The following is a 25,513-nucleotide window of genomic DNA, read 5'->3' as shown; positions in this document are numbered from 1 at the left end:
CGAGCGCATTCAAACCACTTGACTCTCAATAATGAATCTGGCGCCAGACGGCGATAAGCTGGTCATCACTTACCCGCATTCTGCCTGTGACCTGTCCCCTTTAGCCGTACCACTCGGGAACCAACGGGACGGCCTACGCATGAATTTCTGTCAATCCGGGCGAAGTGCTAGTGCTAAATGAGTAGCTCGCGTCCGGCCATTAAGATACGTTGGCACGAGCGGCCTCGAATGTAACAGCACGAAGTGACAACGGGTACGAGTGCATGCAATTCGCGGCGCTAGGCTGGGCGAAGGCTATTCGCCGTCAGCCTGTAGGCCTGACGACTCAGCCTGGTCCGTCGAGACGACGCTGGTAGCGTCGGCCTTACGCACGCGCCGCGTCGTTCTGGTCGGCTGAGGAGCCGCAATTGGCGCTTCCAATTGCTCATACATTCGGAACAGGAAGGCAACCCGCTCCGCCTCCGAGGAAAACCTCGATTTCTCGTAGGCAGAGTCGACTGCCTTGTCTAGCGCCTTATGTGCCTTGAGGAGTTCCGCCGGCATTGCCAGGGGATCGTAGAGGTCCCCAAGGGTCGATGCTGGGAACTTCGCTCGAGCATTGAGGATGCCTTGCGCTGCAGCCTCGATAGCTCCCTTCTGGTTTGCCGTTGGGGTGGGCCAAGGGAAAGTGTTGTAGACAAGGGATGCTGAGTATTGAAAACGACTCTCTAGTCGACCACCAACAGCGCCAAGCCAAGCCATATGCATTGCCGACTGCAAGAGGCCAAATAAATACAAACTAGGCTCGGCGACGAGGTAGTTTTTGTTGCTCGAAATAATCTCTGGGCCCATAACCCCCACCGGAACATATCGCCGCCGTTCTGACGACACCTCAGGCATCAGGATATAGCGGGTAGTCGGCTGGGACCGGAAGAAGAACCGTGTCGGGATGTCAGCCATCTTTCGCGTAGGCTCCGCGCTGCTCTGGCTTCTGTATCTCCGGACCGCTTCGACACGTTCCAAGACTTTCGGCATGGCTCGTAGTGTTCTCGGATCAATGCCGTCAAGCCAGAGGCACCAGCGATCAATTCCGTTGATGAATTCAGCCGCCCCTACAAACCGGCGAATCCATGGTGCAGCAGCCGGTTCATCACGCAGCAGTTGTTCCTTCTCGGCCGTCGTCAGCAGCAGGTGACCTCCATCTGTAGGTTTGTTGCCGCAGCGCATTGTCGGAACGCCAAGGAAAGGCTGTTGCCGCTTCCTAGCGATTACATTCGGTGCATCAGCCAAGTAGGGGTTGATGTTGCTTGCACGAACCGCGTGTGGTTCTCCCTGCGGCGTCTCATAGTCGAAGATGACCTTGTTGGCGTTGTCGTGCAGTGCGAAACCGATTATGACGCAATGTACGGTCGCTCTGCCGCGGGCTTCTGACGACCATTGGAACGTGCGATGGGCGAAGTGAATTTTGACGCCGCGGCTTATGAGGTCCGGCCACAGAATACCCACCTGCTCACCTTGCGTGATGGAGTTCGTCGAGACAAAGGCTGTCCGTATCGCCTCATTTTGCGCCATGAAATCGGTCGCCTTGCGGAACCAAGCCGCTACGAAGTCTAAGTCGGAGGCGTTCCTGACTCCGGTGAAGACCGTTCGGAGTTCAGCCTTTTGTTGTCTGTTTTGGTAATGCTTACCCCCAAATGGGGGGTTGCCGACGATATAGCTGAGGGTCTTCGGAGGGACGACAGATGCCCAGTCGAGCGTTAGCGCATTTTTGTGTACGATGTTTGGTGCTTGCGTTAGCGGCAGCCGGACAAAGTATTGGCCAAACTCCTCGGACACTCGCATGTTCATTTGGTGGTCGGTCAGCCACATCGCAACTTGTGCAATCTGAGCCGGAAAATCTTCGATTTCGATGCCATAGAACTGCTCGACTCCGACCTGTACAAGGTTCCCAAGGTCAAACTCGAGGTGCTGCGTCTTTTTGATCAGTTCTAGGGCACGTAGGATGTCTAGCTCGAGCAGGCGGAGCTCGCGATACGCGATAACAAGGAAGTTGCCGCAGCCACAGGCAGGGTCGAGGACATGAATCCCGACTAAGCGCTTGTGAAAATCTGGTAGCGCCTTCGGCTTGAATTTCACACGTTCAAATTCCGCCCGTAGTTCATCGAGAAACAGCGGTCCCAATGCCTTAAGAATGTTGGTCTCGGTAGTGTAGTGAGCACCGAGATTCCGCCTCGCGGCGGCGTCCATGATGCTTTGGAACAGGGAGCCGAAGACTGCGGGGGAGATGCGACTCCAGTCGAGTGAACCGCAGTCCAGCAGCATTTCCCGCATGGCCCTATTGAAGTTCGCGAGCGGAAGCATTTCTCTGAACAGTTTCCCGTTAACGTAGGGGAAACCGGTCAGCTGTTCATCAAGCGTCTTTTGCCGCTTATGGTGAGGTGTATCGAGTACCTGGAATAACTGTGCGAGGTGTGGCCCTAGGTCCGTGCCATCTTCGCTCGTGCGCTGCTCGACGTACTCTGTGAACTGGCGGCGCTCAAAGATGGCGGTATCTTCAGCGAAGACACAAAAAAGAAGACGAACTAGGAGGACCTCGAGTGGATGTCCGTCGTAGCCGCTTTCTTTCAGCAAATCATGGAGCTTGCCGAGTCTTTCGGCAGCTTGGATGTTGACGGGATCTTCCTGCCCGAAAGACCGCGACTGGTAGCCGGCGACAAAGCCGAACAGTTTGATGTTTTTGTGTAGGTCAGCAAGCTCGAAATCATGCTGAGCGTTCTCGTCGAGGTCGTATAGGCGAAAGTGTGCGAAGTCGGAGACAAGGACGAAGCGGGGCAGGTCTCGCTCTTTGAGGCCGGGGAAGTATTCGAACGCTTGGTGAATCGCTTTGTCGAGGTCCTTGCCGCGAGATTTGTGCTCTACGAGAAGCACTCCGCGCCACAGCAGGTCGATGAATCCGCCTTTGCCATCGCCTTTCTTGACCGGCGTTTCAAAAGATGCGACGCGACGCCTAGTGAGGCCAAAGACAGTGAAGAAGGCGTCCCAAAAGCTCTTCGCCTCGGCGTTTTCGGAGCTCTCGTCAGCCCATTCTCTTGAGAAGGCCAGTGCCCGGCTTCGGATTTCGTTCCAACTCAACGGCATGATGTGCTCGGCGGTCCGCAAAAGACACAATGATGCCTTATGAAGCTATAAAAATGCGGGAAGGTTGAGAATATGCGCATTCGGGTTGTTCGCGAGCGACTGTTTTGCGTCTGACTACGGTTTAATCCGGTTGCTCGAGATTGTCCTCTGCGGGCAATGACTTTTCGATGGTCAGTCGGCGGGAATGGCATATGTGCTTTGTCAGCTGGCCGCCGGTCAAAATAACTGCCTTTTTAACCCCTTCTCCGCAGCGCTTGAGCCCTTGTAAGCCGTGAGGGTGATGACCTCCGCAGCCTGCGCTGCTTCTTCCTCGCGCAGACCATGTTTGACAACGCATCTCACAAGAAGCGCTCGACTATAGACCGTCAATCTGGCGATTTTATGAGTTTTAATTCTGGAACCTCGGATGATTTGTTGGGTTGGTACCTCCAATTTGATGGGTACGTCACGAATGAGCAACCTGCAGAGAGAACGCAGCTAAGCGATCCAAGCAGGTCGTATTTCGCCCGGCTTCATGTCGAGAGGTGTCCCTCGTTTCCACGCGTGTCGATGGACCTCTAGAATGTGTTGACTCACCGTTTCTCCATCGGTAGGCGAAAGGCGCAAGCAAATGCGATGCTTCGTCATTGCGCCTAGGCGCCAAATGTCAAACGTGAGTGAAACATCTCGGTACCCGGGCGTTTCACCATAGGTCACCAGCTCGGAGCCTACGTCAATCTTGTCCTCGCTCGTGTATCTGGCGAGGACCTCCTCGCTCTTTGCTCCCTGTGCGACCTTACTGATGACTTCTGTTGACTCGGCAACGGTTCGCGCAGCCGCGGGCAGCAGAGACAGCCATTCTGGACCGATGCGATCGATCGCTTCGGCAATGGTGTAGTTCATTTCTTCCAGCCAGTCCGGACGATTGAGGATCAACGCGGCGGCAAGCTTCTCTCCGGTCGACAACCCGCCGAAACCGCCCCGAGCTGCTTGCTGGGCCTTGCCTACCATGTGCTCAAGTTCGTTCATGACTCGGCTCCATTGTTATCGCGCTTTGCAACGACTTTCAGGTATGAGGTGGTCGCACTGCGCCCTGCGTGCGCCCTGGCGCGGACGCCATGGGCGTCTCGAAGCTCAATCAATCCGTCGATAACAGCATCAAGCGACGGAAATCTGTTCTCGAGAAGATAGTCATCGTAGAACAGTGCCTCGAAGGGCTCGCGATCAAAGTCTGTTCCGTGTGGCGGTACATCAAGAGCATCCAGCACGTAATCGAACAGGCATTCGACAGCGGGCATGGTGTCTTGGAAACCTGCATCTTCGAGATGTGCCATTCGTTGAGCGTCATACTCAACAATGCCCAGCAGGTCGATCATGGTATTCCGGTCGATTGCGCGCTGGAGTGAGCGAGCAAATGCTTTGCCGACGAGCCAGTGCTTGTCAATTGAGGGCATTCTTACACTCCCTGTTCCACGTCCTGATGGACGACTAGTTCGCTCACGTTGGCGCGGATGAGCTGCGAAAGCTCGGTAGTCACGTTGCCGGGGCGGTCGCGTTCTGAAGTGGAGCCGCAGCGGCGGTATCTTGTCTGTTGATACACGTCTCGTTCCTTACCGAAAAATCGCATTCGCTTTCTGCGATTTAGCATTATTTCAGATAGGTTGCGGTGGTGGCGATCAGCGCCAGGTGCACCGGATAGATCACGTAAAAGGCTCGCGGGGATCTCGCCAAGCTTGGTTCGATTGCTCTCGTTACGATAATGCATGGCCATGCAAGCAAGACGGCTATTCCTGGCCAGCCGACGAGATTGATCAAGAATCCGCTCAACACGAAGAATGCCGATGACATCGCAGATACACACTCAAGGTGCGCTCGATGTGGTTGTAGGGCGTAGTACATGGCCAGCACGGCGGCCACGCCTGGATGATAGTAGTCGACGAAAAATCCACCAAAAAGCCACAGACCGACGGCGGTGACTCGCTCTTTCGTTCCTTTGCTGGGATTGACCTGAATGATCATCGCGGCCAGCAGAAAGGTGAAGAAGATGTTGAGGCGTAGCGGATCGTGAAAGATCAGATAGTAAGGGAGTTGTGAGAGAACGCCGGCGATCATCATCCGGCGCATACCCCGGCGCATGCGGGACGAATCACCGGCGGCCAGGTTGTAGGCAAAGACGAACGCAAACAGCGGAAAAGCGAGTCTACCGAAGCTCAGTGCGGCGATCGATTGAATGTCGAATGCGTAATTTACGTGGTCGGCCAACATCGACACCACGCCAATCCACTTCAAAACCTCAAGCGTGCCGCTTTTGACTGTCCAGGATGCGGGAGTGGCCGCAACAACGGAAGAGGTCATGAGCCGGGGTAGAACTCGATTTCCGCTCGTCTGTTGAGCGCCCTGCCCTCTTCGGTGTCGTTTGATGCAATGTAGTTGCTCATCGGCGATGACAGGATTTTGAAGCGACTTGCGGGTACACCGAACTGTTGAACCATCCTTGAGACAGCAACGGCGCGCGCTTTTGCGATGCGGCTATTTTGCGCATACGAGCCTGTGTCGTCGGTGCGCCCTCGTACAACGATGCTTTCTGCGCTCATCGCCTTTTCTGCGAGCTCTGCTTTTGCGAGCCTTGACAGGCGAATGGTTGCGCCACCGGTTGGGAAGTAGATGCGAACGAGGGCCGCCGACATGCCGTCTGCTTTCCGCGTGACCTCTGACGCTTGTGGAGAAGATGACGGAAGCCGATTTATTGCGACCAGGGACGCAGCGCGTGCAGACGCCTCGATCGGCGTGAGTTTCCGTGGAGTTCGCGGTTGTTGATTCGCCAATACCCACGCAGGCTGTGCGTAGCTGTAGTGAGAGGCCGACCTGACTAGCAGTCCGCGATGGATGCCAGACACCACGGCATAGCGGCCGCTGGTTCTGACAATTACGGGCTGGCCGTTTTGATCAAAGTATCGGTATTGCTGGGTGTCTTGGTCTTCATCGAAAACCAAAAACACTGATTGACCATCGTCGAAGACCTGCTCCAGCCCTGTGTGTCTTGCGTGGAGGACGCTGTAGTGAGCGAAATCATCCGGGTCATCCGCGCGCGGATGACTACTGGCCGACGGTGCCAACGACGGTTCCGATTGGCTATGCGCTGGAGGCGGCGGGTTCGTACTGCATGCAGTCAGCGCGGCAGTGGCGACAATCAGGGCAAGTCTTTTCATCTGGTGTGAGCTGGTGGTTCTCTCCCTGGTAGTCGTTCGGGAGTGGCCACCCCTTGCGCGTAAGTGATCGAGTAGTGTTGGCTGGTTTGAAGATTCGAAAAAGCCGCGTTGCCAAGAATGCTCTTGTCGTGCAGCACACCCGAGCCCGTGGCCTCGTCGTACTGCAACGCATAGTGCTTGCCGATGGCAATGATCTGTCCGCGTGTGCTTCCGTTCAAATCCGCGATGCCTGTATTGAGACGTTGGACACGCGCGAAACGGTCCAACTCCGTTGCCCGTTCCTGTACCTGTCCGACAATGGTTCGCACCCATTCTGCCGCAGTGGGTACCGTCAGTGCAATGCTACCGTCATCAAGTTGCGCCTGAAGCTGCAAACCTTTGGCTGTCGCGCCGCGTGCCGTGTTATCAAATATCAGCGCCTGGCTGGCGTAGCCCAGCGCAGCCGGCGCGAGCGCCAAGGTTCGCTCATAGCGCGCACGTATTCGATCTTCTGGAACGTCATGCCCACCGGCATGGACTCTGGCGCCAACGCGCTCAACATTAATGTCCGGGTCGTTGGTCGCAACCAAGTGAACGATGATGCGATATCCAGCCTGTTTGGCCAATTGCAGCTCGGCAATCTTGCTCGGATGGGACATGACGGTTTCGTACATCAAATCTTCACGGCCCTGAAGTGCTTTTGCACGTCGAAACTGGGCTTGCTGCTGCGCCTGACCAGGATCGCTCAATCCTTCGTCCCGCAATATGTCGTCGGCGTTGATGTATAGCTTGGGTAGGTCGATGTCGGGGCTTGCCCTTAGCGCAGCGATCAGAGTGCTTTTGCCGGAACCATTTGGGCCTGCGACCATGACTAGTTCGGGTGAATTCGCCACTGGCTGGCCTATCGAGTTGGCACAGCGGGGGATGCGGCCGGCAAGCGCCCTTCTCGAACATGTTCCCGATCAGCCGCGGCGGCAGCTTGGGATGCAATCGCTGCGATCGCGTTAATTGAGGCGCCATGCACTTGCATCTTGCTCTCTGTGATGACGGGCAGGTCGTCATTTGCTGCCTTCAGACCTTTCGCCATTTCGAAGGGGAGTCCCTCCGCCAGGATTACCCTGCGAACAAAAACACGCACCATGTCCATTGCCGTCATCCCGATGGACTCTCCGACCGCTGTAAACTGCTGATGCGTTTCAGGGTCCAGGCGCAACCGTATTTCCGGGCCGGCCGGTTGTGTCTTGGCGTTCATGACGTTTTCTCCAAACTGTCCACATATGTGGACTATATCGTCAATATAGCTCTGCATCGCAGGAACGGCAAGCCAACCCATAGGGTTGTAATACAACCCCAACAAATGCGATACTGCCGCACAATCGTTATTGGATAAACGCTGTGAAATTAGTACGACTCTCCCCTGCCGGCTTCGAGTCCATGACTGCCGACTCTTCTTTCTCGATAGGAAGCCTGTCCGCGGCCCGCCGTCATTTTGTTGACGGTGCAACTTATAGTGAAATGGCGCGTGAAGCCGGTTTATCACCCCAGCGCGCGCGCGTAGTCGCGCGTGATGTTGAAGCGCTATTCTGGAACCGTGACCTGGGCGTTGAAGGCGAGCTTGCCGAGTTCGCGGTGACTGTACAGACGCCGCGTGAGCTCGCGATCGAGCTTGAGTACATGTCTCGCCATATCGCCAGTCTATCGCCTGATGACAGGCTGCAAGTCGCGGATGCAATATCCAAAGCGATCCGGCAGCTATGCCGGCTACCTCAGAATAAAAAATGCCCGGCCTGAGCCGGGCATGAAGACCATCATTCACCCTGTCGAAAACAACGAGGCCAATGAATGCCCAAGAGTAGCACAACCTCTAGCCGTCGCCGCAGGCCCGCTGTAGACGTTTCGGCGCTTCCGGTCAGTACCGAGCCCGAACAAGGGGAGTTGTTTTTGTGTGAGATCGCCAACTGGCCAGTCAAGGATGACCTGGCCAGCATGGAATTCCCGTTGTTTACGCTGGCCAAGAACAAAGACGTCAATGTTCGCGAGTTTAGGCGAGGCAATCGCGTCGTTCGGATCATCCCTGCTTCCGTCGGCGCTGCAACCGTGTTCGACAAGGATCTGTTGATCTATGCCGGCAGCCAGATTGTCGAAGCACGCAATCGCGGCTTGCCAGTGAGCCGAACAGTCCAGATCAACGCCATTGATTTCTTGCTTGGAACTGAGCGTGGTGATGGCGGTGGTAGTTTCGAGCGGATCATTTCCATGCTTCGCCGACTCCGCGGAACAACGATCGAGACAAACATTCCGACCGGTGCTGACAAGATTACGCAGACCGACGGATTTGCGATGATCGAAAACTACCGTGTGCTTGCCGGTGCGACCAGGGCAATCACGAACAAGAACGAGAAAACAGGAAAGATCGAGGAAAGTGAGGCCGAGAAGGTCTATTGCTTCTCCATCACCCTATCCGAGTGGCTTTACAACGCCCTTCTCAATGTCGAGGTACTGACGCTTGATCGAGGCTACTTCCAACTCGGCCGTCCTTTGGACCGTCGCTTGTACGAGCTGGCCAGGAAGCATTGCGGCGATCAGCCGATCTGGAAGATCAACATTGACTTGCTGGCGGAGAAAGTAGGAACAACCCGATCACGAAGCAAGTTCCGAGACGAGCTGCGCACCGCCATCGAGAAGGATGAGCTCCCGCAGTACCGTATTGCCCTTGACCCTCAAGCGAATCCTGATGATGTGGTGTTCTACTCGCGCGATAGCGCAAAGCTGGCCAAGTCATTGATAGCCAACAATACAAGTGGCTGGTTCCAGTGTCTGGAACGGCCGGATAACACCAAAGAATGGCGTGCCCGCCTCGCTAAACGCTCGAAGAAATGGAAGACCAGTCGGCAAAATTCACCGTCGAACACGGATGATTGAAGAAATGACGCTATTGTCGAACGCGGATGCCGTACCGTCGAACACGGACATTATCGCCGTCGAACGCGGATGTTCACCGGTAGGCGAATCATCCCAAAAACCCTATATCTTGGGGGTTTTCAGGCAAGCGTCATGTATTCAGCCCGTTTTCGAACTTCCAGTAAGCCCATACGTAGCCGCGTCGATCGCGGATGTTTCACCGTCGGACACGGATGTTCCGACCACTTATCCACAGCTTTTGTCGAACGCGGATGTAAACGCCGTCGATCACGGATGTTTTTCACCGTCGATCATGGATGCACGTTACCGGCGATCACGGATATCAATCGGCCGCAAACCCTTGTGAACACTGGGTTTCAAAATGCTTAACACGCGCGCGCGTTTAACTTTGTTTCTTATAACGTTTTAACGCCACCGCCTCCAGGGGCTACGCCCCGCCGGCTCCTCCGCTACGCTACGCCCGCGCTACGCGCTCCCACCCGGCGCCCCATAATTGACGAGTCTTCGACTCGGAGAAAAAACGCCTCCGTATCAAGCCTCAATCAGCGCTAACACTATCCACAACAGCTCGGCACAACCAAAGTGCAGTTCGAGGTCTAAGCGATGGGGCCAGATCTTCGATCAGGCCCCATTTGCGCTACGCGCAACCCTACGGGCGCAAGACCGGGATAAATCGCGGCGAAATCGACCTTCGGTCAATTCCACCGCTCAACCCGGTGCGTGTGCGCACCTCGATTCAAACGCTCCTAAATCACCAACCACCAAATACGCTTACAAGAAGAAGGGAGTTGCAATTTTCTCGGCTCAACCACCGGGACTTCTGGACCAGGATCAAAAGCATGCCTTGCCTAACTGGCCCGGTTCATCGCTATTTAGCTGATCGATTCGAACGCCAGCCTTGCTGGCGTCTCAGGCCACTCTCGTGGTGTGGCGTCAAAGTTGGCGAAATTGCGGTCGCTGACAACTTTCTGTGGCTTCCAAAGACGCGTTTCAACAAAAGTGCATGTCGTGTTAGCGCATGTAAAGGTGATGGCTGCTAGTTCGCCGCTAGAATATGATTTTCGCGTATTCCGTATGACTTGCCGAGGATCGCCATGAAGCCACAACTGCCCTACTCCAAAATTTCGACAATCGTCGCTTTGCGCCATCGTCTTAAAGAGAACCAGTCCACATTTTGGCAACGAGTCGGCGTAACTCAGTGTGCCGCTTCTCGATATGAATCCGGCCGGCCGATTCCTCGCTCTACCCTGCTCCTGCTGAATATCATCTACAGCGATCGTGATAAGAGAGATGCTTTGATTGCGTTTGTCCGGTCATGGAATGCAGTGCCTGACTCATCCGGGTTGCTGCCATGGTTTCAAGACAAACAGATCGTGCGTCGAACAAACTCAACAAGGATAGGTTTGGCTGATACCGACCAGGTCGTGGAATAGGTCGAAACACCATGGGTTTGGGATCGACTGGCGCTTGTTAGAAGGATCAGAACCAAGCTACCGGCAGTGATTTTTCGACATGTCGAAATATAATGACCTAGGGGTTGTAATACAACCCCTAGGTCATTATAATGTCTACATCATAAAGCGAGGTGCCTCATGAGCGGATCGAGTGGATTCTTTGTTTCAGGCCGGGTGGTTCGTGCGCCACACGTTATCCGCAAGGATGGTCGTGTCGTGGCGCTCTATACCGTCGCTTGTGCAGGTGGCTACAGGGATTCGAGCGGCACGTTTCAAAAGCGTACTGACTTTATCCCTCTTGTTTCGCTGGGAACGCAGGCGGAAGCGGACGCTACCTATCTAGCCAAGGGCAAGATTGTTTCTGTCAGGGGTGTCATTGAGAGCTGGTTTGATCCCGAACAGAGTCGAGGTGGCATCACGCTAAAGGTCAAGGCCATTGACTACCTGTCGCCCTCCCCTGCCCTGTTGCACGACGAAACAGACGCGGAAGTAGATGACAAGGCGGAACAAGTTGCACACGACGCGTGGGTTGCTGACTACTGCGCAGCCGAGTCGAGCTGAGAATTTGGCGCTCCTGCGCCTACCCGTTGGCAGCGATTGAGGTTCAACCGCTGACCAAATCAGAGGTGGCACAAGCCACCCATTCAATGACCATCATTAACTCAAGGAATCATCATGACAAAGGCTAATGTCAAACTCTCCGGGCAGACAAATCAGCACGGAACGCTGACGCTCAAATCACTTGTGCCGTCCAGGTACAACATGCGGAAGCAACCTCGTACCGAGGAAAGCATTCGCGAAATGGCCGCCCTGATTGCTGCGGCCAACGGGATCATTCAGAACCTTGTTGTTCATCCCATCAGGGAGGGTCGAAAGCAGACCGGCACTTTTGGCGTTGCAGCCGGGGAAACGCGACGTTTGGCGCTCGAGTTGCTGGCGGCCAGGGATGGTGCTGCCTGGGGCGAGTATGAAGTCCCTGTCATGTTCATCAGTGAAAGCGATGCGCTCGCGATGAGTACGCAGGAGAACACTCGCACCGCCATTCACCCGGCGGACGAGTTTGAAGCCTTTCACCGAATGGTGGTTGATGAAAAGAGGTCGATTGAAGAGGTTGCGGCGGCGTTTGGCGTGACGCCAGATGTTGTGCGGCGGCGTTTGAAGCTAGCTCAGGTCGCGCCGGCATTCATCGACATGCTGCGAAATAACGAAATCTCTCTTGAGCTCTTGATGGCGCTGACCGCGGTCGATGGTCATAAAGCACAACTTGACCTGTGGAACTCTCTCCCCGCTTACAACCGGAACGCTCACTCTATTCGATCGATTGCTCGCGGTGATGGGATCTCGGGTTCGAGTCGTTTCGCAAGCTTCGTTGGGCTGGAAGCGTACCAATCGGCCGGCGGCGCAGTTGATTGTGATTTGTTTGATGGTGCTGTCACATTCCGCGATGCCGCCCTACTCCGTCAGATGGTCCTGGATCGCCTCGCTCCCGAGGCTGCGACAATCGATGGTGATGATGGCGTGAATTGGGTGGAGATTGTTGTGGATGAAGCGCCGTATGAAGTGTCATCCCTGTTCCCGTGCGCGCCGTCGGTTAGCCGGAACGCTAGCGCGGATGAGCAGGGCCAAATGGAGCAACTCCGTCAGCGCCTTGATGAGATCCATGCATCGCTGTGTGCCGATGAATCGGATGAACAGCTCGAAGAGGATGAAGTCAGCGCGCTTTACACCGAGCAGGATGAGAAAGAAGCTGCGCTAGACGCCCTCCTCTCTTCTTTACAAGTGCCGCACCCGGATTCATCCGAACTGACGGGTGCTGTGGTGTTTGTCGGCAATGATGGCGCGCTTCGAGTGACACGAAATGTGTTGCGCAAGGCAGATGCTGAACGTATCAAAACGCAAACGGGAATCGGCGCCGCAGGCGATTCTGCCGATAAAAAGGCAAAACCGATTCACAGTGAGCGGCTTTGTCGCGATCTATCGGCTCATCGCAGCATCGCGATCGCCGGCCATCTGGCGAATCAGCCCTTGGTAGCGCTTGCGACGGTGACAAGCATACTGGCTGGGCAGCTGTTCAGCCGATATGAGCCCTTCCGTGACAGTCGCGTAAGCATGACCAACCATATCTCCAGTCATCTGTCGGATGGTCGAGATGAGGCCCCGGCGAGCAAACTTTACAGCGATGCATTCGATGAGTGGCGCGCTCGGATTTCGAGCGTTGAAGGCCCGCTACTGAATTGGATGCTGGAACAGGATCAAGACTCCCTTCTTTCCCTCCTGGCACTATGCGTCGCCGCCTCGTTTGATGGCATCCAGAGTACGGATGCAGCGGTCCCTGAAGCCATCCCGACCCTTTTATCTGCTCTCGGCATTGATATGGCCGATTGGTGGAAGCCGACGGCGGACGGGTACTTCAGTTCAGTGCCGAAACATCGAACCGTTTCGGTTTTGTGCGAAGCAGGCGTGGTTGGCGAATCGGAGACAACATCTTTGGCCTTGCTCAAGAAGGGTGAGTTGACACATCAAGCCGAGACGTTGCTTGTGGGCACTCGTTGGGTTCCTGAATTGATGCGCGTGGCGTAAGACCAAATGGCGGCACGGATCAGTCCGTGCCGCCTGAATGGAGATTTCGACATGTCGAAATATTTTGCTGGTTTCTGCCGCTACCGGTGCAATGAAACCCTTGTCGGTGGTATTGTGCAAGCCTTGTATGCGAGATCTTCTCGCGTCGTCAGCTCAATTCGTACTGGAGTTCAGCTTTCATGAAAACCTTGGTTTTTTCCAACCAGAAGGGCGGTGTTGGCAAATCAATCCTTGCCTACAACATGGCTCACTACTTTGCCAATCGCGGGCTTCGCGTGCTTTTTCTAGATGCGGACCAACAAGCGAACAGCTCCAGTAGCTTGGTCTCGCATCTCAATCAAGAAGTTCGCGTGGCGGATTTGTTCTCCAGCAAGGCGGTCAGTCTCCAGTGCGAACCGGGCTCGATCTGTGCGCTTGCGCCTGGTGCGCTGTCCGTTATTGAACGTGATCCCGATGACAAGGGGCTGGTTGATGCGCTGAGTACACATCTGCGCTCGGTGAATGACGCGTTTGATGTTGCTGTGGTGGATACCCCGGGTTCAAACAGCAAGGCCGCCAACGCCTTTCTGTTCACGGCGAACTACATCGTGGTACCGGCGATCGTGGATTCGTACAGCATGGATGTGTCCATCAACATGCTGAAGCGCATAAAGAAGGTTCAGCAGTTCAACACCACATTGGTGAACCTCGGGCTGCTTCCAAATTTGTTTGATGCGGTTGCGCCAAGTCAGCGCGATGACCTTAAACAACTTCTTCTTCACTACAAGGATTACGTGCTGCCAGCCAAGATATCCAAGCGCACTGCGTTTCGCGATGCTGCATCGACAGCGGAATCCATCTGGATGATCCAGAAGAGCAGCGCGCGCTTGGCTGCACGCGAAATGGAAAAGGCGTTCGACCTTATCCGTGTACGTATGGGGGTGGCGTAATGTTGAATCTCACTGGGCTGGATGACCTGCGGAATGAATCCTCCGAGGAGAAGGGCGAACCTCTTCAGTTGCCATTGGACAAGGTGATCGAAGACCCCGATCAACCGCGGAAACGGTTTGATGAAGCCGCGCTTGAGGCGCTTGCTGAGTCCATCAAAGTTCGCGGGGTTAAGTCGCCCATCTCAGTTAAACCGGCGAACGCGGATGGTTTCTATGTAATCAACCATGGCGCTCGCCGTTATCGGGCTTCTCTTTTGTGTGGAAAGCTCTCGATCCCTGGCTTCATCGACGCGACGCATGATAGCTACGATCAGATGATCGAGAACATCCATCGTGATTCGTTGACCCCGATGGAGATTGGCCTGTTCATCCGTCAGCGAGTTACGGCGGGAGAGCGGAAGGGCGATATCGCGGCGAATCTGGGTCAGAAGAATTCCTATATTTCGGAACACCTGGCCTTGGTCGATGCGCCTGCGAGCATCCAGGCGCTGGCGCGCGAGGCCAAGGTTGGTGCCAAGACGTTGTACGTCTTGGCCAAGCTCTCGACAGAGTTTCCGGAAGAGGTGGATGCCTATTTGAGTGACGGTCTCGATTTGAGCCGTGCGGCTGTTACTGATCACTTCAATCAGTTGCGCGCTTCTCGCACTCCTGGTGCTTCCGTCAGCGGTGCGTCTGAGGTGGAAAGCGGCCAGGGCGTGGTTGGCGTGAGCGGGGCAGGGAAGGGCGGTGGTGTTGCCAAACGCGTTCCTGGCCAGCCACGCGCGGGTGATTCTTCTACCAAGTCGTCTGCTTATGCCAAGGCTTCCGAGACGCTTCGCGGGATCATGAGTTCGTTCGACAAGCTTAAGGTGCTTTCCCAAGATGAGGTTTTGAGCGCTCACCTCAAAACGGCGGATATCGACAAGCTTTCCCGAGGTCTTGAAAAGGTCTGGGCGGGGCTTCGATTGGGTCAGGATGAGGAATGAAACGTCGTTCTGAGCGATACGAAAGATTTCGACATGTCGAAATCCGGTGGTCTTTGTTTACTCGGGCGTTGAGTTGTTCTGTTCTCGTTTATCCGTGATCGACGGTTGTTGATGTTCGCCAGTTCTGAGTGTTGTCCTGGTGATGCTTTTCCTGATCTGATGTCTCCCCGCCTGGTGCGGGGATTTTTTTGGCTCGTGGCGTGTGGGCCATGCCGGCATAGCCGGCACCGGGCTCTGCCAGGGTTTCGCTATTCGCTCATCCCTACGCTGCGCTTCGGGACCGCTGCGCGGCCCTTCTGATCCCTTGTCCTGGTCGGCGTGGCCTTGGTCGAGGAGACACCGTCTTGCGACCGTGTCTCGGGGGAGACGGCCGGATGCGGCAAGCGCAACCGGGGCGCCTGAACGGCGCAAGACAGAGCGTGCCCTTGGCACGCTGAGTCGGGGCTTTGCCCCTCAGCCGTTTTACTTCGGATGTCACCCCGTGGCGGTGTTCCAGCACCTGTGTTGGACCTACCTGCTGAATCCGCCTCTTATCGACGCATAGCTCCTGCGGCGGGCAGAACAAGGGTTCGGCTACGCCCACGTCCTCACCCGTTCGGTGCTCGGGCTGCGCCCTGCGCTCCGCATGCGGCCTCCGGGCGTGCCCTTGTTCTGCCCGCCGCACTCGCAAGTCATGCGTCGAGGCGGCTCCAGCAGGCAGATCCAACACGACAGGAGGTCATCATGAACACAGCAACAAACATCCAAAGCAAAACGGCCAACGCTGAGGCTCACCAGCCGGCAGGGGTGGTTTTCGTTCCCGGACTCGCGTGGGTGCAGCGGCTCCCTCATCCAGACGACGAGGTAATGAAGCGTCTTTCAGAAATTGAGGACCACATGCGAGCAGCCGGGGAATTTGCATTGTCGGCTCAGGGATATTTCGAGAAGGCTGAAGATTGCCGGGCACACGCGCAGGTGTATCGCGTGCTGGCGAAGCGTTTGAAGGAGAGCGGCGACGGTGTTCGCGCGCTGGCGTATCGCGCGGGTCTCGGGTTGCTGGCCTATGTTCAGGCGCATTGGACTGATGCAGAGATATCGGTCGCGAAAAACGGAATTTGATTAAGACGACGCCCGGCGATGTTGGCGCAGCGCCGGGCGTCTAACCACCTCACGGAGATGCGTGAAATGGCTAAGGGCAATTATAGCGGGCTCGATATGCACCAGCAGGCGTTTATCAAAACGCTTCGGCAGGTCGCGACGAACCGCCGAGCACATGAAGTATTCCGCGATTTCTGCGAGCTATCGGCGCTGTCGTTTTCGAATGCAGTGGATCGCGGTCAGTTCGATGCGCGAGAAGCGCGATACATGGAGATAGTCGCCGGTTATACGAGCACGCAAGTGGGTTTGTTTCCTCTCATGCTGGCCCATCTCACGGAATCTCTCTCGCTCGGCTTCCATGATGCTTTAGGCGAGATCTTTGGTGCCCTGGAACTTCACAGCCAATGGCACGGCCAGTTCTTCACCCCGTACCCGGTGGCCGCATTGATGGCGCAAATGACGATGCCCAGCGGCCCGGATGAGTTGCCAGCCTGCGGCTTCATTACTGTTTGTGAGCCCGCCGCTGGCGCTGGCGCCATGGTGATCGCCGCGGCCGAAGCCTTGTTGAGTGGCAAAGTCAATTATCAGCAGTGCATGCATGTCACAGCGACGGATGTTGAGCCGACGGCGGCGCATATGGCCTATGTGCAATTTTCCTTGCTGCACATTCCGGCCATCGTGCTTCATGGCAACAGCTTGTCTCTAGAGACCTGGTCCCACTGGGTGACGCCGGCACACGTGCTTGGCTTTTGGGATCTGAAGCTGCGCCGATCCCGTGAAACATCTCCTGTGATCGAGGCCGCGCCGTTGGCGCCCTCGGCGCTGGTGACTGGCCCGGCGATCACTCCCGATCAGATCGGATCTGTCCGCGAGCGCATTGTGTCAGACCGGATCTCCTCGGGCGCACAGCTCGGTTTGTTTGAGTAGGGAAGGGGAGGGACATCATGCAGCCGAATGACATTTGCACCGCACAGCTCGCCCTTGCTCAATGCCGCGCAATTTTGGGTGGCCAGTACGACCCGATGCGATCCGTTTGGGAGGCGTCGAGTGAACGGCGGCGGGCGTTGTTCCTGAGCATCGCCGGGCAACGCCCGCACTATGTTCATCGCACCTGGGTTGAGTTGCCTGTTGAGACCCGAGGACTGATCAGAGGGGGCGTACGTCATTTGAAGTGTCTTTTGAACAGTCTCCCGGCGGAGTCTTTTCTAGACCCATGTGACGGCCCGAGCGAAGGGGAGGAGGGCGCTTTCCATGGTTGAGCTTGTTGAATTCATTTCGGCCGGCCTCGCCATCTGTGGTGCCTGGTTGGTCGCCTTGCAAGGCAGGTTCTTGCGTGTCGGGTTTGGTTTTTACCTTGCTTCGAATGTCGGTTGGATCGCCTTTTGCATTCTTGATGAAAAGGTCTGGCTGCTGGTGCAGACCCTCGCTTTGAGTGGCTCATCCATTCTCGGCCTGGTGAGATCCAGGCGGCCCAGGACTGACATGAAGTGAATTACCGGCTCCTCCTTTGCCCGCCATTTTGGCGGGTTTTTTTTGGCCAGGCCGACTTGGAAGAATTGAGCTGCGGAGCAGGGCGGCGGCGCGGATCGAGGTCTCAGCTTCGCTTCGACGAGGTAGGCAAAACATGACAAATAGTTGCCATAGAATTGAAGGCAGGATAGACTAGCGTCAGCTAACGTATTACGAACTACACGAATATGCCCAGCTCAGACAAAGCCCTCATCAGCGCGAAAGTACCCAAACCAGTCAAAGACGACTTTGTTTCAGTGGCCTCCGCACGCGGACTCAGCGAGTCCGCTTTGCTTCGCGAGGTGATCCTGACGGTGCTTGCGGAGGCCGGCCACCAGTTCAATAGCGAACCCGTAGCGCCGGGTCGGCGAGGGCCGAAAGAGCGAACAACTTTCCGATATCGACCCGGTGACGGTCCGGCGCTGGAGCGCCGTGCGAAGGCACGCGGCCTGCCTCCAGCCACCTATCTTTCGATGCTCATACATGCTCACGTGAGGGACGCGGCACCGATGCCTCCTGAAGAGGTGCGTGCGCTGAAAGCCTGCGTGAGCGAATTGAGTGCTGTTGGGCGAAACCTCAACCAGATCGCGAGAGGAATCAACGCGGGGCAGCAAGAGGGCTCTGAGCCTCTGTCAAAGCACCTAAACGAAGTGCGGCAGCAGCTTGGTGATCTTCGTGCCCATGTCGCGCAAATCGTCCGCGCAAACTTGATGAGCTGGGAGGGCGGCAATGCCTAAACGAACTGCATCGGTGGTGCGAACTGACGAGTCATTGTTTGAGCTTGTCAGCCGAGGGCGGAAGGGGCCTGGCGGGAATCTCGTCTTGTCGCCCGGACAAGTCGCGGCAGTAGCGCGAACGGTAGGGCGTACGCCGGAAGTTATGGTGAAAGTCTCTGGTGGCGCCAGAGAGGTCAGCGGCGCGAAAGCCCATTTCAGCTACATTGATCGTCATGGCAAGCTCGAGATCCATACCGACGAGGATCGCGCGCTTGTTGGCAAGGATGCGGCGGCGGAAATGTTGGACGACTGGAACCTTGAGCTTTCGGCGGGGCAGTATCGGCGGGCGCCAGCGAAGGGCGAGAAGGACAACCGGCCGAAAGTCGTTCACAACATCGTGCTGTCGATGCCGGGTGATACGCCGCCCGAAAAGGTCCTCGCTGCGGCCAAGGCGTTTGCCAGAGAGCAGTTTGCCCTTCAGTATCGGTATGCCATGGTGTTGCATACGGACCAGGATCATCCCCATGTCCACCTTGTCGTCAAGGCGGAGCATGAGTACGAGCAGGGCAAGCGGTTGTATGTTCGGAAAGCCACGCTGCGCGATTGGCGTGAAGCATTTGCTTCGTCGTTGAGAGAGCAGGGCGTCGCGGCGAATGCCTCGCCTCGCCAGATGCGTGCGGAGAATCGCGCGCCGAAGAAGGATGCGATTCATCAACGATTGAAATCGCTGGCTGAATTTGCTGGTCTGGAAGCTGCCGAAAAGACCTCTCGCTCGGCGCCAGTGCCATCGACCTTCATGCGGCGAAAGGTTCAGTCGGTTGCAGACGAGCTCAAAGCAGGGGGCCTAAAAGCGGAAGCGGGAAAAGAAACCTTGAAGCGAACTCGGGATTCCGTCACGGAGCTGTGGCGATCAATTTCCGCGGCGCTAGTTGCGCAAGGCGAAAAAGCGCTGGCCAGCCAGGTCGATGCGTTTGTGTCGGCAATGCCGAAGGTGCGGACCGAGAAGGAACAGATTGCTTCTCAGCTCTTGGCGAAAATTGAGGCGAACCGTGTCGAACAGCGCGATGCAGGGAAGGGGCGCGAGTAATTTAAGGAGGGGAGGGGGGATGACCCAAGACCGTGATGTTGAATTCCTGGCGTATCGGGTCGAAGGCAAGCAGTTTGCCCGCGGGGTCGTATTGTGTCTGGTTGAAGCCGGGCAGTCCTTCCGCATGAACTGCGTAGGGCGAGAGTCCTTTGTGGTCGAGGTCTCGTCCGATGGAGTGCGCTTTTTGCCGATCGGCTGCGAGTTGGTGAAGTCGGGGTCGGCCGATTAAGCGCGTGAGGTCATTTGCGCCGGCGGAACTCCCATGGCGGGGACGGGTTGTTGTCGCTCCATAGCCCACGACGCGCAGCGCGGGCGCGCTGTTCTGCTGTCGAGTAGCTGTGTCGGTCCTCTGGGGACTGTTCGCGTTCGTAGAATTTGTAGTGCCACGCGAGGCCAGCATCGACGAGCGCCAGGTTGATGTCAGCGCCATTGAGGCGAATTATTCCAATCTCTCTTCGATAGCGATCGATTTTGTTCCATTCGATAGTGACGGTCTTTCCGAACACTGCGGACGCGAGATGCTGCCGGGCCACCTTGCCGAACGGCTGCTTGCGTTCCGGCGCGTCGATGCCTGCCAGGCGAACTTTGTGTTGCGTGTGTGCGCCATCGAGGACTGTGACGGTGTCACCATCCGCGATCGACACCACTTTGCCCGTGTAGGTGCCGGTGGGCGTGTTCTGTGCGTAGGCCCAGGGAGCGGCGCCGACGAGTATTGCCAGAAAGATCCGATTGCGGAGCCAGTTCATAGGCTTCTTCCAGGGTTTAGCGTTCTGAGGCCGAGTCGCAAATTTGAGACTTCGGCATGGGCTGATCATGCTGGATCGATTGCGCTTCAGGGGAATGTTCTGACCGCGCCAGCGTAGGTCCGAAGATTGGGACGATCACAAATATTCCGATGATCAGCCGGCTGGCGGTTTTAACACAAATCGTAATCCACCCAATGTACGCGCGACGCCACTGTTCGTCAGGCGGCAAGCCGCGTAGATCTGAATGGGTGATTGATTGCTGCAGGTTCGGCGCCATGGGCAGTTCCTCAAGTTAATAGCCGTGTGGCCATCTTGAGTGCGCACCTGTCGCTTGCTGGATTAAAGGGTTTTTATTTCTATTGTCGCCGTCTCCGGTGTTGAGTGGTGCCGCTGGTCAAGGCGGCAGATTCGCGGGTGACGCGGAATCTATTGTGTGAGGTCAGGCATGGTTCGCATGATGTAGCCATCGAAGAGCGGCACGGTAAATGCCGTGTCTCCATGCGCTGGGCTGAAGACCATCCCTTTTTTGATGAGCGCGGCGCGGGTTGGTGCGACGGAGTTGATAGGCTTGTCTAGCACCTTGGCGATCTCTCCCGATCGGTGAGCTCCTGGTCCAAGCTCCGCCATCGCGCGGACGTAACGCTTTTCCGCCGGCGTCAGTCGGTCAAAACGCACGCGAAAGAAACTGGCATCGAGCTCGGCTAACGCGAGCTCAGTCGCGGCTCGTGCGTCGTCATCGTCGATCGGGGATGAATCGGCGACCGCCCAGGCTTGCTTTCCCCACTCCTGCAAGAAGTATGGGTAGCCTTGCGTTTGCTCAAGCACCTCATGAACCGCGGGCTTGGTGTATTCCACGCCTTGCGCTTGCGCAGGCACACACAGCGCTCTGGTGGCTTCATCGTCCGGAAGTCGGTCGATAGGGACGAACTCAAAAAGGCGCTCCGCGTAGGATTTTGCTTGCCCCATCTGTCCCAATAATTGGGGGAGGCCTGCGGCGATCAATGTGATTGGTAATTGCTTCTGGTTGATGGTGTGCAGCGCGGTGATCAGCGCTGATAGTTCGCGTTCTGGCACGTACTGCAGCTCGTCGATGGCCAGCACGATAGCGGTGTTGCGCTCGGCAGAGGCGGTCCCGAGCGCTGTGAAGAGGTCGGTCAGATCCATCTCCAGGTCGCCGCTATCGGCAATGCCAAGCTCGGGCTCGATGTCGAGGTTGATTTGAACATCGTCGTATCGGACCTTGATCGAACTGACAAAGCTTGCGAAGGCACCCCAAGCGCTGCTCATGACCTTCTTCGCTGCCGCCAGCCTGTCCAGACGAATGATGGCAGCTCTCAATGCGGGGGCGAGCAGGGCAGGTAATGAGCGTGATTCGGGCGCTTCCATGAACACCGGCAACCAGCCCGCCTCTTCTGCTTGTTCTGAAATTTTGCGAAGCAGGACGGTTTTGCCGACGCCGCGCAGTCCGTAGAGGATCATGCTTCGCGCAGCCATACCGTGAGCCGTTCGGTGCAGTGCGACGCTGGCTCTCTCGAGTATTTCGTCGCGGCCGGCCAGCTCTGGTGGTGGTGTACCGGCACCAGGCGCATAGGGATTGTTGCGAGGGTTCATCTATAGCAACCTTATACAACGTTATTGAATTACGCTAACTCTATATAAGTTCTCTATAAAAGCAACGGCTATCTTCAAGGTTGGTTCGTTGGACTAGCGTCGAATACATCGGCTGGCGGTACGCGCGCCAGGGCGGCGGCCTCCTCGGTAGAGCCGTTTAACCAAGTATCCACGTCTGAAAATTCGATCGGGATCACGCTACGCTTGTCTTGTTGATCGGCCGCGAGCTTTGGATCGGGCTTGTGCATGCGCGACATAAGAGGATGGTTGTCGGCGTTGATGGTCAGCATGGTGTAGCTCTCGACGATTTCTCCGGTCTCGGGATCTGTCCAAGCGTTCCAGATGCCAGCCAGCCCCCAGGGAAGTCCGTCTGATCGTCGAAACGTCCACCACACATTCCGGCCACTTTCCCAGCAAGGCTCATCGAAAGACCAGGCGGGGATGATGCAGCGTTTTCCTTGTTGCCATGAACGCTTGAAAGAGGCCTTGCTCTCAATGCCTTCGAATCTCGCATTGTTTGTCGAGAAGGAGAGTTTGGGCGTTTTTGCGAACCAAGGGATGAGACCCCACTGACCAACAATCAACTCACGCCCGCTATCCGCGGCCGATCGAACAAATGGACCAAGCGCACGCGGGAAGATGTCCGGCTTCCAGAACGGAACGGGGTTTCGCCGACCCACTTCCCAGAAACGCTCGATTTCGGCATCTTCGGGAGAAATGTAGCGATTGCACATGGATCAATTCTAGTGCTTTGCGGAAAGGAGTGCCGAATGCAAACGGCAGATCCTCGGCCAATTCGGACCGTGACCATCCGACATAGCTCAGGCGGCAATGCGCGGGCCACCTGCCGTTCAGATGGAATTCACTTCGAACAGCAGCTTCTCTCGCCGACGAAACCACACTCTCGGCTCATTCTCATCCGGCGCAGCACGAAAGCTGTTTCACGTCCTTACTGAAGGTCTGTGCCGTGAGCTTCAGTCCCTCGACCATCGTTAAGTAGGGGAACAACTGATTGGCCATCTCCTGCACAGTCATGCGGTTGCGAATGGCCAGTGCTGCCGTTTGGATCAACTCTCCCGCTTCCGGCGTGACCGCCTGCACGCCGATCAAGCGCCCGCTGCCCACTTCGGCTACCAACTTGATGAAGCCGCGCGTGTCGAAGTTGGCGAGCGCGCGCGGTACGTTATCGAGCATGAGCGTACGGCTGTCGGTCTCGATGCCCTTTAAGTGTGCTTCTGCCTCTGAGTAGCCTACGGTGGCCACTTGCGGATCGGTGAACACCACGGCGGGCATGGCGGTCAAGTCCAGGGCCGCATCGCCGCCGTTCATGTTGATCGCGGCACGGGTGCCGGCTGCTGCCGCCACATAGACGAACTGAGGCTGATCGGTGCAGTCTCCGGCGGCGTAGATGTTCGGGCTGCTCGTGCGCATTCCTTGGTCGATGACGATGGCCTCTTGCGCATTGACGGCAACGCCCGCCGCTTCCAGATTCAGGCTGCGCGTGTTCGGTGCGCGGCCGGTAGCGACCAGCAGCTTGTCGGCGCGTATTTCGCCGTGCCCCGTGGTCAGCACGAATTCGCCGCCTTCGTGCGCGACCTGGCTGGCCTGGGTGTGATCCAGTACCTCGATGCCCTCCATGCGGAATGCGGCCGTGACGGCTTCGCCGATAGCCGGGTCTTCGCGGAAGAACAGCGTGCTGCGCGCCAGGATCGTCACCTTGCTGCCGAGTCGGGCGAATGCCTGCGCCAGTTCCAGCGCCACCACCGACGAGCCGATCACGGCCAGCCGCTCAGGGATAGCCTCGCTGACCAGCGCCTCAGTGGAAGTCCAATATGGCGTGTCTTTCAAGCCCGTAATCGGCGGCACAGCCGGACTGGCCCCGGTGGCGACCAGGCAACGGTCGAAGGCCACGGTGCGCTCGGTACTATCGTTCAAACGAACGACAAGGCTCTGGCCGTCCTTGAAACGCGCTTCGCCGTGCACAACGGTGATGGCCGGATTGCCCTCCAGGATGCCCTCGTACTTGGCGTGACGCAGTTCGTCGACGCGCGCCTGCTGCTGGGCCAGTAGCTTGCGGCGATCAATCGCCGGCGCAGTCGCCTTGATCCCCCCGTCGAACGGGCTTTCGCGGCGCAAGTGGGCGATATGGGCAGCGCGGATCATGATCTTGGACGGCACGCAGCCGACATTGACGCAGGTGCCGCCGATGGTTCCGCGCTCGATCAGCGTGACGTGCGCGCCTTGTTCGACGGCCTTCAGCGCTGCCGCCATCGCGGCTCCGCCACTGCCAATGATGGCGATGTGCAAACCGGCATCTTCAGGAGCATCGCGGAGTTTTGTTTCATCTTTGAAATCACCCGCCCGGATCAAGCCCTGATAACCCAACGCAGCGATGGCGGACAACATTTGGCCGTGGCTCACCGCGGAGTCTGCCATGACTTGGGCGTGACCATAGGGATAGGACACCACAGCAACATCCACGCCGGGAATCTTTTCCAGAGCCTCCTTGACATGGGCGGCGCAGGTAACGCAGGTCATGCCATTCACGGTGATTTCTGTCATTTTTTTTCTCCATTGAATGTCGAGGTGCAGCAGGCATCAGCTTGGCGTTTTCGCTGGATGGCGTGGATGGTCAAGCCGACGAAAACCACCAGCGCAGGCAGCAACACATAATCCAGATAGCCGGTTAGCGCGGATAAGCCGACCACCCCGAGCAGAATGACCAGTACGGGTGTGAAGCAACACAGCGCCACGAGTGCCGTGCCAATAATGCTCACCCGCAGCAGTCTCTTCGGGTCTTTCATGATCAGTTCTTCACTGATGATGGGTAGCCCGCGCCCTCGGTAGCCTCGGTCAACTCCTGCACGCCGGTCTTGGCATCATCGAAGGTGACGACGGCTTCGCGTTCTTCGAAGGTCACGACAACTTTACTGACGCCATCGACTTTCGAAATCGCCTTTTTGACAGTGATCGGGCAGGCGGCGCACGTCATGCCTGGTAGGGCCAGCGTGACGGTTTGGGTGGCGGCCCACACAGGGGCGATGACCGCAACGAGCGCTAGGGAGGCAAACAGCTTTTTCATTGCAAACTCCTGTGGCTAATAGAAAAACGGGACGATGTAGGGAAAACCGAGCGCGACCAGAACCAGCGCGGCCACAATCCAGAAAATGAGCTTGTAAGTCGCTCGTGTCTGGGGAATCGCGCATACGTCCCCCGGTTTGCAGGCTTGCGCCGGGTGGTAGATACGCCGCCAGGCGAAGAACAATGCCACCAGTGCTGCGCCGATGAAAACCGGACGATACGGCTCCAACACGGTCAGGTTGCCGATCCATGCCCCGCTGACGCCCAAGGCAACTAAAACCAGCGGCCCGAGGCAGCAGGTTGAAGCGAGGATGGCAGCTAGCCCACCAGCGAAGAGCGCGCCGCGCCCGCTGTGTGGTTCAGACATACACTTGTCCTTTCGAATTTGGATTGGCTAACGTAACCTTACTTCCGTACCTATGTACGGAATCAAGCAGCATGGAAAGCAAATTTGAAAACCTGACCATCGGCCTTTTTGCCAAGGCCGCTGGCGTCAATGTGGAGACCATCCGGTTCTACCAGCGCAAGGGCTTGTTGCCCGAGCCGGACAAG

Annotated in this window: 28 protein-coding genes and 2 pseudogenes; 14 read left to right on the top strand and 16 right to left on the bottom strand. The window is 56.8% G+C overall.

Going from position 1 to position 25,513, the window contains the following annotated elements:
* Window positions 1-294: 294 nt before the first annotated feature.
* The 8 genes and pseudogenes from I8J34_RS17600 to I8J34_RS17565 all read right to left on the bottom strand — a co-directional run bounded on the left by I8J34_RS17600 (window position 295) and on the right by I8J34_RS17565 (window position 7,536).
* Window positions 295-3,117, bottom strand: a complete 2,823-nt coding sequence (locus I8J34_RS17600; RefSeq protein ID WP_214362972.1) for a class I SAM-dependent DNA methyltransferase — start codon at window positions 3,115-3,117, stop codon at window positions 295-297.
* Window positions 3,118-3,378: 261 nt separating this feature from the next.
* A pseudogene (locus tag I8J34_RS17595) lies at window positions 3,379-3,510 on the bottom strand (leucine zipper domain-containing protein); the annotation flags it as partial.
* Between the two features lie 84 nt (window positions 3,511-3,594).
* On the bottom strand, window positions 3,595-4,125 hold the full coding sequence (locus tag I8J34_RS17590) for a hypothetical protein (protein ID WP_214362971.1): 531 nt from the start codon (window positions 4,123-4,125) through the stop codon (window positions 3,595-3,597).
* Entirely contained in the window at window positions 4,122-4,550 is a 429-nt protein-coding gene (locus I8J34_RS17585; protein ID WP_214362970.1) for a hypothetical protein, read from the bottom strand. The genes I8J34_RS17590 and I8J34_RS17585 overlap by 4 nt, the downstream gene beginning before the upstream one ends.
* A 193-nt stretch (window positions 4,551-4,743) precedes the next feature.
* Window positions 4,744-5,451, bottom strand: coding sequence for a TraX family protein (locus I8J34_RS17580; protein ID WP_214362969.1), 708 nt, complete (start codon window positions 5,449-5,451; stop codon window positions 4,744-4,746).
* The gene (locus I8J34_RS17575; RefSeq protein WP_214362968.1) at window positions 5,448-6,212 is read right to left on the bottom strand and encodes an OmpA family protein; all 765 of its coding nucleotides are present in this window, start codon (window positions 6,210-6,212) and stop codon (window positions 5,448-5,450) included. Before I8J34_RS17575 ends, I8J34_RS17580 begins: the two co-directional genes overlap by 4 nt.
* Before the next feature lie 89 nt (window positions 6,213-6,301).
* Window positions 6,302-7,153 carry an ATPase gene (locus I8J34_RS17570; protein ID WP_214362967.1) on the bottom strand — a complete coding sequence of 284 codons (852 nt, stop codon included), beginning with the start codon at window positions 7,151-7,153 and terminating at the stop codon, window positions 6,302-6,304.
* 32 nt (window positions 7,154-7,185) lie between these two features.
* Window positions 7,186-7,536: a type II toxin-antitoxin system RelB/DinJ family antitoxin gene (locus I8J34_RS17565; protein ID WP_214362966.1), complete on the bottom strand. Its 351-nt coding sequence runs from the start codon at window positions 7,534-7,536 to the stop codon at window positions 7,186-7,188.
* Between the two features lie 182 nt (window positions 7,537-7,718).
* On the opposite strand from I8J34_RS17565, the gene I8J34_RS17560 reads away from it, so the two are divergent.
* The 13 genes from I8J34_RS17560 to I8J34_RS17500 all read left to right on the top strand — a co-directional run bounded on the left by I8J34_RS17560 (window position 7,719) and on the right by I8J34_RS17500 (window position 19,752).
* Window positions 7,719-8,075: a hypothetical protein gene (locus I8J34_RS17560; protein WP_214362965.1), complete on the top strand. Its 357-nt coding sequence runs from the start codon at window positions 7,719-7,721 to the stop codon at window positions 8,073-8,075.
* A 51-nt stretch (window positions 8,076-8,126) separates the two neighbouring features.
* Complete coding sequence (locus I8J34_RS17555) at window positions 8,127-9,206, top strand: replication initiator protein A (protein ID WP_214362964.1); 1,080 nt, start codon at window positions 8,127-8,129, stop codon at window positions 9,204-9,206.
* 1,094 nt (window positions 9,207-10,300) lie between these two features.
* The gene (locus I8J34_RS17550; protein ID WP_214362963.1) at window positions 10,301-10,639 is read left to right on the top strand and encodes a helix-turn-helix domain-containing protein; all 339 of its coding nucleotides are present in this window, start codon (window positions 10,301-10,303) and stop codon (window positions 10,637-10,639) included.
* A 159-nt stretch (window positions 10,640-10,798) separates the two neighbouring features.
* The gene (locus tag I8J34_RS17545; RefSeq protein WP_214362962.1) at window positions 10,799-11,221 is read left to right on the top strand and encodes a single-stranded DNA-binding protein; all 423 of its coding nucleotides are present in this window, start codon (window positions 10,799-10,801) and stop codon (window positions 11,219-11,221) included.
* Between the two features lie 114 nt (window positions 11,222-11,335).
* On the top strand, window positions 11,336-13,240 hold the full coding sequence (locus I8J34_RS17540; protein ID WP_214362961.1) for a ParB/RepB/Spo0J family partition protein: 1,905 nt from the start codon (window positions 11,336-11,338) through the stop codon (window positions 13,238-13,240).
* 179 nt (window positions 13,241-13,419) lie between these two features.
* Window positions 13,420-14,169: a ParA family protein gene (locus I8J34_RS17535; RefSeq protein ID WP_214362960.1), complete on the top strand. Its 750-nt coding sequence runs from the start codon at window positions 13,420-13,422 to the stop codon at window positions 14,167-14,169.
* Window positions 14,169-15,134 carry a ParB/RepB/Spo0J family partition protein gene (locus I8J34_RS17530; protein WP_214362959.1) on the top strand — a complete coding sequence of 322 codons (966 nt, stop codon included), beginning with the start codon at window positions 14,169-14,171 and terminating at the stop codon, window positions 15,132-15,134. The genes I8J34_RS17535 and I8J34_RS17530 overlap by 1 nt, the downstream gene beginning before the upstream one ends.
* Before the next feature lie 723 nt (window positions 15,135-15,857).
* Window positions 15,858-16,232 (top strand): hypothetical protein, encoded by a 375-nt coding sequence (locus I8J34_RS17525; RefSeq protein ID WP_214362958.1) that lies wholly within the window; start codon window positions 15,858-15,860, stop codon window positions 16,230-16,232.
* A gap of 66 nt (window positions 16,233-16,298) precedes the next feature.
* On the top strand, window positions 16,299-17,138 hold the full coding sequence (locus I8J34_RS17520) for an N-6 DNA methylase (protein ID WP_214362957.1): 840 nt from the start codon (window positions 16,299-16,301) through the stop codon (window positions 17,136-17,138).
* Window positions 17,139-17,462: 324 nt separating this feature from the next.
* On the top strand, window positions 17,463-17,702 hold the full coding sequence (locus tag I8J34_RS17515) for a hypothetical protein (protein WP_214362956.1): 240 nt from the start codon (window positions 17,463-17,465) through the stop codon (window positions 17,700-17,702).
* 206 nt (window positions 17,703-17,908) lie between these two features.
* Window positions 17,909-18,457, top strand: a complete 549-nt coding sequence (mobC, locus tag I8J34_RS17510) for a plasmid mobilization relaxosome protein MobC (protein WP_214362955.1) — start codon at window positions 17,909-17,911, stop codon at window positions 18,455-18,457.
* 142 nt (window positions 18,458-18,599) lie between these two features.
* Window positions 18,600-19,523 carry a relaxase/mobilization nuclease domain-containing protein gene (locus I8J34_RS17505; protein ID WP_230411896.1) on the top strand — a complete coding sequence of 308 codons (924 nt, stop codon included), beginning with the start codon at window positions 18,600-18,602 and terminating at the stop codon, window positions 19,521-19,523.
* Between the two features lie 19 nt (window positions 19,524-19,542).
* The gene (locus I8J34_RS17500) at window positions 19,543-19,752 is read left to right on the top strand and encodes a hypothetical protein (RefSeq protein ID WP_214362953.1); all 210 of its coding nucleotides are present in this window, start codon (window positions 19,543-19,545) and stop codon (window positions 19,750-19,752) included.
* Window positions 19,753-19,762: 10 nt separating this feature from the next.
* On the opposite strand, the gene I8J34_RS17495 is transcribed toward I8J34_RS17500, so the two are convergent.
* From I8J34_RS17495 to merT, 8 genes are all read right to left on the bottom strand, one after another.
* Window positions 19,763-20,269: a thermonuclease family protein gene (locus I8J34_RS17495; protein WP_214362952.1), complete on the bottom strand. Its 507-nt coding sequence runs from the start codon at window positions 20,267-20,269 to the stop codon at window positions 19,763-19,765.
* 16 nt (window positions 20,270-20,285) lie between these two features.
* A complete protein-coding gene (locus I8J34_RS17490; RefSeq protein WP_214362951.1) occupies window positions 20,286-20,546 on the bottom strand; it encodes a hypothetical protein in 261 nt (86 codons plus the stop codon).
* Between the two features lie 149 nt (window positions 20,547-20,695).
* Window positions 20,696-21,880, bottom strand: a complete 1,185-nt coding sequence (locus tag I8J34_RS17485) for an ATP-binding protein (protein ID WP_214362950.1) — start codon at window positions 21,878-21,880, stop codon at window positions 20,696-20,698.
* A gap of 74 nt (window positions 21,881-21,954) precedes the next feature.
* Window positions 21,955-22,614 (bottom strand): SOS response-associated peptidase, encoded by a 660-nt coding sequence (locus tag I8J34_RS17480; RefSeq protein WP_214362949.1) that lies wholly within the window; start codon window positions 22,612-22,614, stop codon window positions 21,955-21,957.
* Window positions 22,615-22,795: 181 nt separating this feature from the next.
* The gene (merA, locus tag I8J34_RS17475; protein WP_214362948.1) at window positions 22,796-24,442 is read right to left on the bottom strand and encodes a mercury(II) reductase; all 1,647 of its coding nucleotides are present in this window, start codon (window positions 24,440-24,442) and stop codon (window positions 22,796-22,798) included.
* Window positions 24,439-24,684 carry a mercury resistance system transport protein MerF gene (gene merF, locus I8J34_RS17470; protein ID WP_214362947.1) on the bottom strand — a complete coding sequence of 82 codons (246 nt, stop codon included), beginning with the start codon at window positions 24,682-24,684 and terminating at the stop codon, window positions 24,439-24,441. The genes merA and merF overlap by 4 nt, the downstream gene beginning before the upstream one ends.
* Before the next feature lie 2 nt (window positions 24,685-24,686).
* Complete coding sequence (gene merP, locus I8J34_RS17465; protein ID WP_214362946.1) at window positions 24,687-24,962, bottom strand: mercury resistance system periplasmic binding protein MerP; 276 nt, start codon at window positions 24,960-24,962, stop codon at window positions 24,687-24,689.
* A gap of 15 nt (window positions 24,963-24,977) precedes the next feature.
* On the bottom strand, window positions 24,978-25,328 hold the full coding sequence (gene merT, locus I8J34_RS17460; protein ID WP_214362945.1) for a mercuric ion transporter MerT: 351 nt from the start codon (window positions 25,326-25,328) through the stop codon (window positions 24,978-24,980).
* Between the two features lie 71 nt (window positions 25,329-25,399).
* Here merT and I8J34_RS17455 point away from each other — a divergent pair.
* Window positions 25,400-25,513: pseudogene (locus I8J34_RS17455) on the top strand (MerR family DNA-binding transcriptional regulator); the annotation flags it as partial.

Source organism: Denitromonas iodatirespirans, from assembly GCF_018524365.1.
In the GTDB taxonomy this organism is placed as follows: domain Bacteria; phylum Pseudomonadota; class Gammaproteobacteria; order Burkholderiales; family Rhodocyclaceae; genus Nitrogeniibacter; species Nitrogeniibacter iodatirespirans.
Note: the sequence above shows the minus strand (reverse complement) of the source record. Positions and strands in the feature narration are given on the sequence as shown.

Excerpts from the sequence above, each read along its gene's own strand:
- I8J34_RS17600 (WP_214362972.1), bottom strand. The coding sequence starts at position 3,117 with ATGCCGTTGAGTTGGAACGAAATCCGAAGCCGGGCACTGGCCTTCTCA.
- I8J34_RS17590 (WP_214362971.1), bottom strand. The coding sequence starts at position 4,125 with ATGAACGAACTTGAGCACATGGTAGGCAAGGCCCAGCAAGCAGCTCGG.
- I8J34_RS17585 (WP_214362970.1), bottom strand. The coding sequence starts at position 4,550 with ATGCCCTCAATTGACAAGCACTGGCTCGTCGGCAAAGCATTTGCTCGC.
- I8J34_RS17580 (WP_214362969.1), bottom strand. The coding sequence starts at position 5,451 with ATGACCTCTTCCGTTGTTGCGGCCACTCCCGCATCCTGGACAGTCAAA.
- I8J34_RS17570 (WP_214362967.1), bottom strand. The coding sequence starts at position 7,153 with ATGGTCGCAGGCCCAAATGGTTCCGGCAAAAGCACTCTGATCGCTGCG.
- I8J34_RS17565 (WP_214362966.1), bottom strand. The coding sequence starts at position 7,536 with ATGAACGCCAAGACACAACCGGCCGGCCCGGAAATACGGTTGCGCCTG.
- I8J34_RS17560 (WP_214362965.1), top strand. The coding sequence starts at position 7,719 with ATGACTGCCGACTCTTCTTTCTCGATAGGAAGCCTGTCCGCGGCCCGC.
- I8J34_RS17555 (WP_214362964.1), top strand. The coding sequence starts at position 8,127 with ATGCCCAAGAGTAGCACAACCTCTAGCCGTCGCCGCAGGCCCGCTGTA.
- I8J34_RS17550 (WP_214362963.1), top strand. The coding sequence starts at position 10,301 with ATGAAGCCACAACTGCCCTACTCCAAAATTTCGACAATCGTCGCTTTG.
- I8J34_RS17545 (WP_214362962.1), top strand. The coding sequence starts at position 10,799 with ATGAGCGGATCGAGTGGATTCTTTGTTTCAGGCCGGGTGGTTCGTGCG.
- I8J34_RS17540 (WP_214362961.1), top strand. The coding sequence starts at position 11,336 with ATGACAAAGGCTAATGTCAAACTCTCCGGGCAGACAAATCAGCACGGA.
- I8J34_RS17535 (WP_214362960.1), top strand. The coding sequence starts at position 13,420 with ATGAAAACCTTGGTTTTTTCCAACCAGAAGGGCGGTGTTGGCAAATCA.
- I8J34_RS17530 (WP_214362959.1), top strand. The coding sequence starts at position 14,169 with ATGTTGAATCTCACTGGGCTGGATGACCTGCGGAATGAATCCTCCGAG.
- I8J34_RS17525 (WP_214362958.1), top strand. The coding sequence starts at position 15,858 with ATGAACACAGCAACAAACATCCAAAGCAAAACGGCCAACGCTGAGGCT.
- I8J34_RS17520 (WP_214362957.1), top strand. The coding sequence starts at position 16,299 with ATGGCTAAGGGCAATTATAGCGGGCTCGATATGCACCAGCAGGCGTTT.
- I8J34_RS17515 (WP_214362956.1), top strand. The coding sequence starts at position 17,463 with ATGGTTGAGCTTGTTGAATTCATTTCGGCCGGCCTCGCCATCTGTGGT.
- mobC (WP_214362955.1), top strand. The coding sequence starts at position 17,909 with ATGCCCAGCTCAGACAAAGCCCTCATCAGCGCGAAAGTACCCAAACCA.
- I8J34_RS17505 (WP_230411896.1), top strand. The coding sequence starts at position 18,600 with ATGGTGAAAGTCTCTGGTGGCGCCAGAGAGGTCAGCGGCGCGAAAGCC.
- I8J34_RS17500 (WP_214362953.1), top strand. The coding sequence starts at position 19,543 with ATGACCCAAGACCGTGATGTTGAATTCCTGGCGTATCGGGTCGAAGGC.
- I8J34_RS17495 (WP_214362952.1), bottom strand. The coding sequence starts at position 20,269 with ATGAACTGGCTCCGCAATCGGATCTTTCTGGCAATACTCGTCGGCGCC.
- I8J34_RS17490 (WP_214362951.1), bottom strand. The coding sequence starts at position 20,546 with ATGGCGCCGAACCTGCAGCAATCAATCACCCATTCAGATCTACGCGGC.
- I8J34_RS17485 (WP_214362950.1), bottom strand. The coding sequence starts at position 21,880 with ATGAACCCTCGCAACAATCCCTATGCGCCTGGTGCCGGTACACCACCA.
- I8J34_RS17480 (WP_214362949.1), bottom strand. The coding sequence starts at position 22,614 with ATGTGCAATCGCTACATTTCTCCCGAAGATGCCGAAATCGAGCGTTTC.
- merA (WP_214362948.1), bottom strand. The coding sequence starts at position 24,442 with ATGACAGAAATCACCGTGAATGGCATGACCTGCGTTACCTGCGCCGCC.
- merF (WP_214362947.1), bottom strand. The coding sequence starts at position 24,684 with ATGAAAGACCCGAAGAGACTGCTGCGGGTGAGCATTATTGGCACGGCA.
- merP (WP_214362946.1), bottom strand. The coding sequence starts at position 24,962 with ATGAAAAAGCTGTTTGCCTCCCTAGCGCTCGTTGCGGTCATCGCCCCT.
- merT (WP_214362945.1), bottom strand. The coding sequence starts at position 25,328 with ATGTCTGAACCACACAGCGGGCGCGGCGCGCTCTTCGCTGGTGGGCTA.